Origin of the sequence: Martelella alba (genome assembly GCF_005217455.1) — a bacterium.
Classification (GTDB): domain Bacteria; phylum Pseudomonadota; class Gammaproteobacteria; order Enterobacterales; family Enterobacteriaceae; genus Acerihabitans.
The window spans coordinates 303,523-315,618 of record NZ_SZPQ01000003.1 but is presented as its reverse complement, the minus strand read 5'-3'; the positions used below and the strand labels follow the sequence as shown (position 1 = coordinate 315,618).

Sequence of the window (12,096 nt, the reverse complement as noted above, 5' to 3'; positions counted from 1 at the left end):
ACTCACAGCAACAAGGCCAGCTCCATGGCCGCTCGCTGCAGTTTTGGCAGAAAGCACTCTTTTAATTCGGCGGCGGAAACTTGCGACGCATGCGTGCCGACATTCATTGCCGCCAGTACTTTCCCTTTACGCGAATACATCGGGACCGCCATTGAGCGTAACCCGATTTCCAGTTGCTGATCGTTGATGGCATAGCCCTGGGCCTTGACCTTTTTCAATAAAGCACGCAGTTCGTCTTTATCGGTGAGAGTGTGCGGCGTATAGGCCGTCAACGTAACCCGATTCAAATAGGCTTCAAGTTCCGCTTCACTCAGTTCGCTCAGCAGGACTAACCCCATTGAGGTGGCATAGGCCGGCAGACGGCTGCCCCGACCCAGATCTATTTTCATAATCCGGCTGACGGAAGCGCGGGCGATATACAGGATGCTGTCGCCATCCAGGGTGGCCACCGAGCAGGATTGATTGATTTGCCGGCTCAGGTAGTCGAGGGCCGTCTGTGCCTGCCGCGCCAACCCCGACGAATGCAAATAGGCATGCCCGATGGTCAACACGCGGGGGAGCAAATGATAATAACGATTATCGGCGGAATAAACGAAACCCAAGGCAGCAAGGGTATAGAGACAACGCCTGACCACCGCGCGATGCAAATGGGTCATCTTACTGATCTGCGCGACCGTCAACGCGCTATACTCCGGCCTGAACGTTTGCAACACCTCTAACCCCCTGGCGAGGGAAGTCATGAAATTAGGATCGCCTTTGTACTGCTCGTTGGCGAGCAGGCTGATTTCCGGAATTCTTGAAAGCTGGGTTTCCATACTTTCGGTCCCGTGTTCCGTCATCGACTCACTCCTCTTAGATCTGAAATCCGACGGCCTGGATATACTCGATATCTTTCACGTTGCCCGTTTGTTGGCTGCAATGCAACTCGACGTCTCTGAAGTATAAATTGCGTTTGGGCTAAGTATGCGGGAAGAAACCGCGGTTGACATTAACGGCGCGCGGCCATGGCCCCGATTCGCACATCGGCATCCGCCGGCAGGGGCGCCACTGCCACGCAAAGCGCGCCGGGAAGGCGCCCGGGAAGCAGCGCTTGCCGACATAGACTCCACGGGGTTCGGCGACAAAATGATTATTGACCGGAAAGCGCGGTGGTACGGCGTACCGCGGCCAGAACGCTGCTTTGCAGCCCGGCGGCGAAATCGCTTTTATTTAACTCATATAAACCATGGATACCCACTCCCGCGGGAGAGTTATTGATGTCCATCAGCTGACGTGGATGGCGCCCGGATAACTTAAGCATTTCGACCGCGCCCACCAGGTTCTCCCATACCACCTGCGTTGCCTGGCCCCGGGTTAACCCGGCCAGCACGCCGGCATCCGCCAGCGCTTCGACAAAGTAATAGACATAGTTGACGCCGGCGACGGCGAACCCGGTAAAAGTGTCAATCAGCCGCTCTTCCAGCACCATCACTTTGCCAAAGCTTTCTAGAAACGGCATTAATGGCGCGCGCGCCACATGGGCGTTGAAGGCCACGCCGCTGTACCCCAGGCCGGTGTCCGTCAGCGTATTCGGAATAATGCGGGCGATCGGGCGGCCCTCGCCCAGCAACGAGGCCAGCCGGGCAAGGGTAACACCGGCAATGATGGACACTACGGTGGCGTGCGGATTGGCATGCTGATTTATCAACTGCGCGACGCCGGCGATATCATCCTGCGGGCGTACCCCCATGACAATGTAGTCGGCCGCGGCCAGCGCATCGGGCAGGTCCGGCGTTTGGCCCAATTGATAACGCGTTTCCAGCGTCGCTATCCGTTCGGGGTCGATATCGGATAAGCTTACGGCGTCGGAGCTGATTGCCCCGCGCTTTAAGGCGGCGCGGATGATGGCCTCGGCCATTTGACCGGCGCCGATAAAATGGATATGGCTCATAATTTATTCTCCCGAGTGGCTGAAACTGGATTCAATGACCGCTCTACCAGCGACACCCAAAGACCGATACCGGGCGCGATAAGCTGGTCATTAAAATCGTAATGCGGGCTGTGCAAGGAAGCGCTTGGCGTCGGACCATCGGCCCCCATCCAGAGATAAGCGCCCGGGCAGGCCTCCAGCAAATAAGCGAAATCTTCCGCCGCCATGGAAGGCGGTAACCCGGTGTGTACCTGAGTGATCCCCGGGGCGTGGCGGGCCGCGTCCGCCAGGATGGCGGCCTGTTTTTCGTGGTTGACGGTCACCGGGTAACCGTATTCCCAACGGATCGCGCCACTGACGCCGAACGGTCCGGCCAGTTGCTCCACGTATTCCGCCATCAGCGTCTGGCAGCGTGTCCGGGCGGCATTGCCCAGGCAACGAAGCGTGCCGGACAACTGCATGGTTTGCGGTACCACATTTATCGCTTCGCCGGCCTGAAGTTGCGTCACGCTTATCACCGCGCTGTCCAGCGGGGAAAGCCGGCGGGTGGCGATGGTTTGTAAAGCCGTTATAAGATGCGCGCCGGCCAACACCGGATCAGCGCCTTTTTCCGGCATCGCCGCATGGCACCCCACGCCAGTCAGCGTGATAAAAAAATTGTCCTGGGAGGCCATCATGGGCCCGGCGTTAACCGCCACCTCCCCCACCGGTAATCCCGGCCAGTTGTGCAGCGCATAAACCGCGGCAACCGGGAAGCGCTCAAACACGCCCTCTTCCACCATCAAACGCCCGCCGCCCGCGTTTTCTTCCGCGGGCTGGAAAATAAAGCAGACCGTGCCTTTGAATGCCCGTGTCTGGCTTAAATAACGGGCCGCCCCCAGCAAAATGGCGGTATGACCATCATGCCCGCACGCGTGCATAATGCCGGGCGACGCGGAGCACCACGCCACGGAATGACTTTCCCGGATAGGCAGCGCGTCAATATCGGCGCGAAGGGCGATTGACGGCCCCTCGCCATGGCTAAGCAACCCGACCACGCCCGTACCGGCAATACCGGTATGCACTTCAAGGCCGAATTCCCGTAATAATTCACTGATTTTTGCCGAAGTTGCAAACTCCTGTAAACCGATTTCCGGATGCGCATGGATCTCGCGCCGCCAGGTAATGGCCTGTTGAACAATATCCTCGGGAATGGAGTGCATATTTCCTCTACATTATTACAGCGCAGCGCCACGGCTTCGCGCGGAGAATCGGGTATCGGAAAACGTAGGATCCCTGTTACCTGATTACCTATCCGGTTCCGGCGCGGACTGCCCCACTGGCTCAGGGTTTGCCGAAATAAATTCGGGCAAGCCCTTCTTTTGTCACTTCAACGGCATGCTCGGCACTTAAGGAAATATGCTGTTCGATCAGCCTTACGCCTTTGGCGATATCCCGTTGACGTAATGCGGCGATAATGTCGACATGCTCGTCATAGGCGTTATTCCGGCGAACAGGCGTTTCCAGATCGATGCGCCGGAAAAAACGGCTCAGTGAATTCAAGCTGTCGAGCATTTCGTATAATCGGCTATTATGGGAAATACGGGCGATTTCCATATGAAAACGCTCGTCAATTTGGGCAATCTTCGCCCAGTCCTGCTCGGTTTGCGCCGGGCGATGCTGGCTGACTTCCTCCCAGATAGCCGTGGTTGCGGCGATTTCCTCATCCGTAGCCCGCTGGCAGGCGAAGCGAAAGGTGGACTGTTCAATCACCATACGTACCTCATAAAGCTCCCTGACGCCTTCCGGGGTCAGGTCCCGGGAATAAAAACCCCGGTTGGGCACGAAGTTCATAAAGCCCTCTTTCGCCAGCCGGTTCAACGCCTCCCTGACCGGGGTGCGCGATACGCCCAATTGCGCGGCCAGCTCAACTTCATTAACCCGTTCGCCGGGACGAAAATGGTAATCAATCGCCAGGCCCTTCACTTTATCGTAGACCTTTTCCACACTGTCGGCGCTACGGGATTTCTTTTTAATGGCAATCACTCCGCCCCCTCAATTCACCGCACATTCAGCGCGCAAATAAAAATATCGCACGGGGTTTTTCACTTATTATTTTTATTGATAACACAGCGAAGAAAACAACTCAACACAAAATTGCATACACTTACGTATCGAGAATAACCAATTGATTATTAGCAATATTATATTCATAAAGTTGACTTAACCCATTGAAGTGCACCATTTTGCATCACCGCTGCGCCAAAATGAATCAAAGTGTATTCACTTTTGCGCACAGATATTTTCAGGCAATGCCCGAGAAAACCAAAAAAAGATGAGCGCGGGATTTTTTCAATTTTATCCCGTATCGTTGTATTTATTCATTAATTTGCTTTCAGCACCTTGTAAAAATCCCTATTCATGGCGAGGCCTTCCGGTTATCTGGCATTAAGTTTGCTTTATACAAAAGTGTATGCACATTTACATTCACTTTAGCGCGCAGTTTCCCCTTAACAGGGATGTTTCTGCACACCCGCGCGGGCTATAAACTCCCGGCCTTGGCAGCCGGCAACAGCAAACCGGAGAACCGACATGAACAGTCTTTTTGGGCAGGGCAAGACACTGCCGGCATTAGCAGGCATGATGTTGTTGGGGTTAACGCACACGGCCCGGGCCGATGTGACCATTGGCGCCATTTTGCCCTTAACCGGCACCAGTGCCAGCATTGGCGAAGACCAGCGTCGCGGCATTGAACTGGCCGTGGAGAATGTCAATGCGCACGGCGGCGTCAATGGTCAGCCGCTGCATGTCATTGTCGAGGACTCCGCCGGCAGCCCGGTGACCGGCCTAAACGCCGTGCGCAAGCTAACCCAGGTTAATCATGTGCCGTTAGTCGTGGGCAGTTTTTCCTCCAGCGTTACCATTCCCATCGGGCAATACCTGGTAAAAAATCACCTGCTGCACATCAACATCTCCGGCACCAGCACCGATATACGCAAAATAGGCCCGACATCATGGAGCGTGATTGGTCTGGATTCCCTGTCCGCCCGTTTCGCGGCGCAAGATGTGCAGCAACTCGGCTATCGCAAAGTGGCCTTTATCGCCCCGGATGGCGCCTATGGCCAGAGTATGGCGGAGCAGTTCGCCAACGCTTTCGAAAAAGCGGGCGGCAAGGTTGTCGCCAAAGTGCTCTACACCAGCGGGCAACCCTCTTATCGCCGCGAACTGGAGCAAATCTCCCGCGCCCATCCCCAGGCCTATGTGTATACCAGCTACGGCCAAGATGCCATTGTGCTTAACCGGGAAGCCTGGGAATTGGGTCTGGATAAAACTCCCTGGTATGGCATGTATCTCACCATGGCCATCGATGGTTCCCCGGCACAGTACACCAATGGGAAAGTCGGCATGGAAGTCGCCGGCATCGATCAGCAAGCCGCCGTCGGGCACGATGGGAACTATGCCGAACTTTACCAGAGAAAATTCCATGAAAAACCGCGTTCGATCTACGGCAGCTATGCCTGGGACAGTGTAATGCTGGCGGCAGCGGCCATCGACAAAGCGCATAGCGCGGAACCCGCCGCCATGATAACGGCGATGAACACCGTCGCGCCCGCCTTTACCGGCATTACCGGCACGCTAAACCTGGATGCCGATAACCAGCGCCAGACCCAGCCATACCTGAAAGTGAAAGCCAGCAACGGCGTGCCGGTTCCCCGGTAACGCGCCAGGTCATCCCGTCAGTACAGGCCACATCATCGGGGAAAAACATGTTGCAGTTTTTGATGGATACATTGATTCGCGCCGCGGATTTGTCGCTGGTCGCGCTGGGGTTAAGTCTGGTGTATGGGCTGGTTCGGTTCGCCAACATCGCCCATATGCAATATGCCATGGTCGGCGCCTTTGTCACCGCCGCCGGGCTTCGTCTGGGTATGCCGCTGTCCCTGGCTATAGTCTTTTCCGCACTTGTCTGCGGCGTGTTATCCACGCTGCTGCATCACTGGGTATTCCAGCCATTGCTGAAAAGCGGAACGGCCAACGCCATGATTGGCTCCCTGGCGGTTTCAATGGTACTGACGGCGCTGGCCCTGGGGGTCGAAGGTTCGGCCCCGGTTAATTATCCTCTGCCGATAAGCGCGGTCTGGCAAATTGGCGACACGCGCGTCTCCTCGGATGAACTCTGGAGCCTGGGCGTTACCTGCGCCCTGATCGCGGTATTCAGCCTATTGCTGTTTCGCACGCCACAGGGCCGCGCCATTCGCGCGCTGGCCAGCAACCGGGATCTGGCGACGGCCTGCGGGTTAAACGCCAGCGCCATTATTCACAGCGTCAACCTGGTGGCGGGCATGCTGGCGGCGGTGGGGGGAAGCATGTTGGCGATGAACGCCAGCGCATGGGTCAACCAAGGCAATGATCTGATGCTGCCTGTCCTGGCGTGCGCCATTCTTGGCGGGCTGGGAAACCCCATGGGGGCCATTTTCGGCGCATTACTTATCGCCGCAACCGAAACTACCGTCACCAATATTGACTGGAGCTGGCTGTTTGGCGGCGACTTACTGTTTATTCCAGTGACCTGGGTAAACGCCTCATCCTTTGTCATTCTGCTGCTAGCGCTATTGTTGCGCCCCTATGGTCTGTTTAACCGGGAGGTACGCCGTGTCTGAGTTTGTGCTGCATATCTTTTGCCTTGCCGGGATTTACGCCGTTGTCGCCCTCGCCCTTAATTTGCAGGCGGGCTACGCCGGTTTGTTGAATTTCGGCCATATCGTGTTTGTCGGCACAGGCGCCTACGCTATTGGCCTGGGAAGCCGGTTCGATTTGCCGTTGTGGCTAATGATCCCTTGCGGGCTGCTGTGCGCCATGGCCATCAGCGTGATGATGACGCTGCTGGGCCGACAGTTAACCGCCGATTACTGGGGCATTGCCACCCTGGCTCTGGCTGAAATTCTCCGTATCGCCGTGGTCAATGAAGACACGCTGACAGGCGGCGCGCAAGGGATCGGCGGATTAGTCGCGCCCTGGTCAACCGGCGATGTCGCGGCCGATACGCGTATTTTCGCCATCATCATCCTGCTCAGCGTGGTCCTTGCCGCGCTCTGCAGCCTGCGGATAGGCGCCAGCCGGTTCGGCCGGGCGCTGCGCCTGATGCGCGAGCAACCGCAGCTCGCGATGTGCATGGGATACGCACTGCCCTGGCTGAAATGCCGCGCGTTAATGAGCAGCGCGGTCATGTGCTGCCTGGCCGGCATGTTGCTGGCTTGGTACACCGACTACGTCAGCCCGGATTACCTGCTCTCTTCTGAAACCTTTCTTATCTGGAGCATGGTGATGATTGGCGGTATCGGCAATGTGCGCGGCGTATTGCTGGGCGTGTTACTGGTGGAAGGGCTGTATAACTTCATCCCCTTTGCCAAAGACTATTTTCATATCAGCGCCGACCTGACCGGCGCCCTGCGTCTGGGGCTAGTGGGTCTGGCCTTGTTACTGTGCCTGCTGACCCGGCCAGGGGGCCTGTTACCGGAAAAGCTAAGGATCTTATCATGACCCGTTTGCTGGATGTGGCTGGCGTCAGCAAGGCCTTTGGCGGCAATCAGGTGCTGACATCCGTGTCATTGAGTCTCGATAAGGGGGAGATTCTTGGCCTGCTCGGACCAAACGGTTCCGGTAAAAGTACCCTGCTCAATACGATTTCCGGCTTTACCCGTCCGGACGGCGGCAACATTTCCCTTAACGGCCGGCCCATTACACGGCTGGCCAGCCATCGGATTATCCAGGCCGGCATCGCCCGCACGTTCCAGCTACCGGTGATGCCGGAAAAAATGAGCGTAATGGAAGTTGTCATGGCGGCCGGCACTCGCCGGCATGGATTACTCAATGGCTTACTGGGCCTGGCTTCCGGGCGCATCGCTGAACAGGAGGATAAGGCCCGCGCCGGCGATTTACTCGATAATTTGCTGTTGAGCAAGGTCAAAAACCTTCCGGCCGCCGCGCTATCGGGCGGGCAAAAAAAGTTACTGGGCATTGCCTGCGCGCTGATGGGCAAACCCGCCTTACTGATGCTGGACGAACCCATGGCGGGCGTACACCCCAAATTACGTCAGGATCTGGTGGAAACCTTGGTCAGTCTGAGCCGCCAGGGGATCTCGCTACTGGTGATTGAACACGATATGCACTTTATCAACACATTATGCCAGCGTTGCGTCGTGCTGGACCGCGGGCGGATTGTCGCCAACTGCCGCCCGGATGAACTGGCGGAAAACCAGCAGGTACTGGACGCCTACCTGGGACAGGGCACGGCGACGCTACGGGAGGCCATATGATTACCCTCGAAAACGTGGTGGCCGGTTATACGCCGGGGATTGACATCCTGCAGGGTATCTCACTGCATGTCGCGCAGGCGGAGATCGTGACGCTGCTTGGCCCTAACGGCTGTGGCAAATCCACTTTGCTGAAAGCCATTGCCGGTTTCGTTTCCCCCCGTGAGGGGCGGGTGGAAATTGATAGCCGGGAAACAGCACGGATTCCGGCGCATCTTAAGATCCGCGAATGCGCGCTGGGGTTTGTCCCGCAACTGGATAACGTATTCAACAACCTGACGGTCGCGGAAAACCTGCAAACCGGCGGGCAATTTTTACCGCCAGGGCAATGTAAGCAACGGATGGCGCAACTGGCTGAACATTATCCCTTACTGCAAAAAAAGCGGCATTGCGCCGCTTCAGCCCTTTCCGGCGGCGAGCGGCAAATCCTTGCCCTCGCCCGCGCGCTGATGCCGGAGCCGGCCGTATTGCTGCTGGACGAACCTTCCGCCGGGTTGTCGCCCAAAATGCTCACGGACGTTTTCCGGGCAATACAAACCATTCGCCGCCAGGAAAAAGTGACCATTTTGATGGTGGAGCAAAATGCCATGGAAGCACTGCATATTTCCGACCGGGCTTATGTTCTGGCCCTGGGGAAAGTGGCGATGAGCGGTCATGCGCGGGATTTGCTGGACGACCCGCGCATGCGGGAATTGTACTTTGGCGGCCGCGCCGCCTGACAGGAATAATGACGATAACAGAAGGAATAACCCCATGCCAATTACCCCGGTTATGGACCATGCGGTGATCAATGTGGATCACGAATTGGATCAGGCCCATCACTTATTTCAACGAATGGGTTTTCAACTCAGCGAGCGGGGCCATCATTCCATGGGCTCCAGCAATCATCTGGCTATTTTTGCGGACAATTACCTGGAACTTCTGGGTTATGAAAGCGCCAGGCAGCCGACTTCGCGCGGGCTGTGGCAGGCCGCGCCAGGCCTTGCCGGGCTGGTTTGGAAAACCCGTGACGCTCATGCCGTATGGCGGCACCTGCAACAATGCGGACTGGACGGCGAACCGCCCACCGCGTTTTCCCGCCCGGTAACCCTGCCGGATGGTCGCCGGACCGAAGCCAGATTCCGCATCTCACGGATTCGCGCCAGCGCCCTGGATTACGGCTTCAGTTTTTTTTGCGAGCAGCAGACACCGGAGGCCGTATGGCAGCCCGCCTGGCAAGTGCATCCCAATGGCGCGCGGGCGCTGACGGCATTTGTCATCGCCACGCCCCAACCGGAGCGTACATTGACGCTGTACCGTCAATTATTCAGCCTCAAGCCGCGCCGGGAGGCTAACGGCGGCTATGTGCTGGACTCTGGGACCTGTCGTTTGCGTATCATCCGTCATGACCAGGCAAGCCAGGAATTCGCCCTGCCCCCCGTGGCGCAAAATGCCCCGGCGAAAATGGCGGCGCTGTGTTTTCAGGTGGCATCGCTAAGCCAGCTCAAACAATGCCTTGCCCTGGGCGATATTCAGTGGCGCGAGCAGGATAACCGTGTGCTGGTCACGCAACAGCAGGCTCAATGGCTGGCAATGTGCTTTCAGACGGGGTGAACGCATGCCGCCCACACCCAGTCAACATGGGCTTGGCGAACAACAAACACAAACACAACCACGCCAATATCGACGACATCATGCAAAGGATTGACCGCGAGCCTCACGGCTGGCGGGTACCCGCCTGATATGGCATGGCGGCCTTCATATTTCTTTGGCGACGGCGCCTGATGCGGTTCAATGGAAGCGCTTTTGCCGGTACTGGCTTATCGACCAATGCAGCACGCAATGATAAAAAGGCTCTATGGCATTAATAGCGAAGACAACGGGAAATTTTGGCGCATGTGTGTGCCTGCGGGCTGTCTGAAAACGCCCTTCAGACGCAAACCGATCGTTCGAACAAAAGCACTGGATTATTTTTATAGGTTGTACTGTCAAATTGGCGGAAACCGCACTGCATCGCGATCCGTAATGAGGCAGTGTTACGAGGATCGATCATGCTGACCATCCGTTTCGCCACCCGCTGTTCCTCAAACCATACAATAGCCGACCGGACAGCCTCCGAAGCGATCCCCTTCCCTTGATAGTGATAATCGATTTTCCACATCGCCTCCGGGTATTCATCAAAAATCGCGCCATTGCCACGGTGGAAATATGCAAATCCAACCTCGCCAATAACCCGATTATCATGTTTGTCAATAACGATAAATGGACCAAAACCCAACAGGGTCCAATGGCCGATAAATCGTAACAGGCGGGACCATGCCGCCTCGGAATCCAGCGGTACTGGGGTTGGCATCGTGTTTGATGTGGGCGTCAAGGCACCCCAGAACGCCGTATATCCCGCCAGCAACTCAAGGGAATGCCGGCAAAGCAGAAGTCGGGGCGTTTCAATGACGGTTGACACCATGCTTCCTTAGAGATAGCGCGAAGGTTTTCTTAAACTAACAGTCATGGCGATAACACTCAAGGGCTGCATCCCGATAGCTGGGGTTTGCTGCCGATTGCGCCTTACCGCAATTGAACAACACTATGTCAATAGGGATGTTAACGTCTGACGATTTTACTCAATAATTGTACCATTGATTTACTTGGCGCCATGTGTAACAGGTCGAATCGTTGAGCCAGATTGATACACAAAAGCAATGCCATTGAGCCTAAAACCATGCCGGCGAAAAAAAACCAAAAAACTTTTTCCATGAACGCCTCTAATTGTCAGATACAATAATAAATTTTTAGATATAATAAAAAATACTAGAGATCATCCTTCCTCAAAAAGCAAAAGAATCAGTTTATAAATTAAGCAAAACCCATTGACGTCAACGACTAATCAACTGAAAAATCAGTATTGTCAACTGATAGAAATTACCCATAAATAAACAAAAATAAATAGCTTAGCAAAGGGCAGCCTTGGCTGATAGATTTAATTAACGCTGCTGTAATGAAGGGTTTTAGTCAATGCATTGGCTGGTTAGGCGTCTTATTAATCTCAGGCCGGGTTTGACCTGTGGCCTCATCTGGCTTTTGAAAGCCACCCGATTTTAAGATATGAACTACCTTTTTCTCTCTATCGCACTGGGCTTTTGGTTGTTATCATTGTTAGCCTGGCTCATGAATTTCATCTTCGGCGCGGCTATTTTTGGCTCGTTGACCGTGGTGTTTATCTTATTCCAAAAATTATTTCAGGAGCAGATGGAAAATATGTTCGGGAAAAATAGAAAAATGATGGATATTCCTCAAATGCAAGTTGATCCCGTGCCGGTAGTGCCGGAAAAGCCTACCCAAGTAGATGATAAACAGAATAACACGGTAATCTCCGGCGATGTACGATTCGAAGGAAATCTGGTCGCATCCGGCCAGGTGTATATCTATGGTCAAGTGTGCGGCAATATCGATGCCGGAGACGGAATGGTAAAAATCATGCATAATGGCTGGGTGAACGGAGACATTAACTGCCGAGAACTGATTATTGATGGGAAGGTGAATGGCGAATGCCGAGCCGAAGCGCTCACCATTGATGTACATGGTAATATTAGCGGAGCAATTGTATATGCCTCGCTAACGGTAAAAAAGGGAGCGATCTTGGTTGGAAAAGCGGAAAATATCGCCAAAACCGAAAAGGAAAACACAAATGTTATCGGATTTATTCCTGAGAATACTGCACAGAATAAAGATAAAATTGGAACAGCGGCAGATACCCGCCACATTGCTTTGCCAACCAGTGCAGAACATAGCTGATTTTACTCATTGAAATACCCGTCTATTCAGTGTGTTATTTCGCCAACTGACATTATATCCTGCCACGCTTGACACTGTAGTGTGGGCGGCCAAGGTCGCCCGTCCTGACATCATCCTGAACAC

12 protein-coding genes are annotated in these 12,096 nt (G+C 55.0%); 7 read left to right on the top strand and 5 right to left on the bottom strand.

The genetic code is table 11. From position 1 onward, the window contains the following. Window positions 1-2: 2 nt before the first annotated feature. From FCN80_RS05555 to FCN80_RS05540, 4 genes are all read right to left on the bottom strand, one after another. Window positions 3-839 (bottom strand): IclR family transcriptional regulator domain-containing protein, encoded by an 837-nt coding sequence (locus FCN80_RS05555; RefSeq protein ID WP_136988896.1) that lies wholly within the window; start codon window positions 837-839, stop codon window positions 3-5. Window positions 840-1,129: 290 nt separating this feature from the next. Next, the gene (locus FCN80_RS05550) at window positions 1,130-1,930 is read right to left on the bottom strand and encodes a pyrroline-5-carboxylate reductase family protein (protein WP_136988895.1); all 801 of its coding nucleotides are present in this window, start codon (window positions 1,928-1,930) and stop codon (window positions 1,130-1,132) included. Continuing rightward, a complete protein-coding gene (locus tag FCN80_RS05545; RefSeq protein WP_136988894.1) occupies window positions 1,927-3,111 on the bottom strand; it encodes a M20 aminoacylase family protein in 1,185 nt (394 codons plus the stop codon). Before FCN80_RS05545 ends, FCN80_RS05550 begins: the two co-directional genes overlap by 4 nt. 121 nt (window positions 3,112-3,232) lie before the next feature. Continuing rightward, window positions 3,233-3,934 carry a GntR family transcriptional regulator gene (locus FCN80_RS05540; protein WP_136988893.1) on the bottom strand — a complete coding sequence of 234 codons (702 nt, stop codon included), beginning with the start codon at window positions 3,932-3,934 and terminating at the stop codon, window positions 3,233-3,235. Window positions 3,935-4,480: 546 nt separating this feature from the next. On the opposite strand from FCN80_RS05540, the gene FCN80_RS05535 reads away from it, so the two are divergent. The 6 genes from FCN80_RS05535 to FCN80_RS05510 are packed head-to-tail and all read left to right on the top strand — an operon-like array spanning window position 4,481 to window position 9,795. Beyond that, window positions 4,481-5,608, top strand: a complete 1,128-nt coding sequence (locus FCN80_RS05535; protein ID WP_136988892.1) for an ABC transporter substrate-binding protein — start codon at window positions 4,481-4,483, stop codon at window positions 5,606-5,608. Between the two features lie 47 nt (window positions 5,609-5,655). Continuing rightward, window positions 5,656-6,549: a branched-chain amino acid ABC transporter permease gene (locus FCN80_RS05530; RefSeq protein WP_136988891.1), complete on the top strand. Its 894-nt coding sequence runs from the start codon at window positions 5,656-5,658 to the stop codon at window positions 6,547-6,549. Further along, window positions 6,542-7,429, top strand: a complete 888-nt coding sequence (locus FCN80_RS05525) for a branched-chain amino acid ABC transporter permease (RefSeq protein WP_136988890.1) — start codon at window positions 6,542-6,544, stop codon at window positions 7,427-7,429. The genes FCN80_RS05530 and FCN80_RS05525 overlap by 8 nt, the downstream gene beginning before the upstream one ends. Continuing rightward, window positions 7,426-8,205: an ABC transporter ATP-binding protein gene (locus tag FCN80_RS05520; protein WP_136988889.1), complete on the top strand. Its 780-nt coding sequence runs from the start codon at window positions 7,426-7,428 to the stop codon at window positions 8,203-8,205. Before FCN80_RS05525 ends, FCN80_RS05520 begins: the two co-directional genes overlap by 4 nt. Beyond that, the gene (locus tag FCN80_RS05515) at window positions 8,202-8,921 is read left to right on the top strand and encodes an ABC transporter ATP-binding protein (RefSeq protein ID WP_136988888.1); all 720 of its coding nucleotides are present in this window, start codon (window positions 8,202-8,204) and stop codon (window positions 8,919-8,921) included. The genes FCN80_RS05520 and FCN80_RS05515 overlap by 4 nt, the downstream gene beginning before the upstream one ends. A 34-nt stretch (window positions 8,922-8,955) precedes the next feature. Next, window positions 8,956-9,795 (top strand): VOC family protein, encoded by an 840-nt coding sequence (locus FCN80_RS05510; RefSeq protein WP_136988887.1) that lies wholly within the window; start codon window positions 8,956-8,958, stop codon window positions 9,793-9,795. 316 nt (window positions 9,796-10,111) lie between these two features. On the opposite strand, the gene FCN80_RS05505 is transcribed toward FCN80_RS05510, so the two are convergent. Continuing rightward, window positions 10,112-10,645: a GNAT family N-acetyltransferase gene (locus FCN80_RS05505; RefSeq protein ID WP_136988886.1), complete on the bottom strand. Its 534-nt coding sequence runs from the start codon at window positions 10,643-10,645 to the stop codon at window positions 10,112-10,114. 638 nt (window positions 10,646-11,283) lie between these two features. Between FCN80_RS05505 and FCN80_RS05500 the strand changes: the two genes are divergently transcribed. Beyond that, window positions 11,284-11,973, top strand: coding sequence for a bactofilin family protein (locus tag FCN80_RS05500; RefSeq protein WP_136988885.1), 690 nt, complete (start codon window positions 11,284-11,286; stop codon window positions 11,971-11,973). Window positions 11,974-12,096 lie beyond the last annotated feature (123 nt).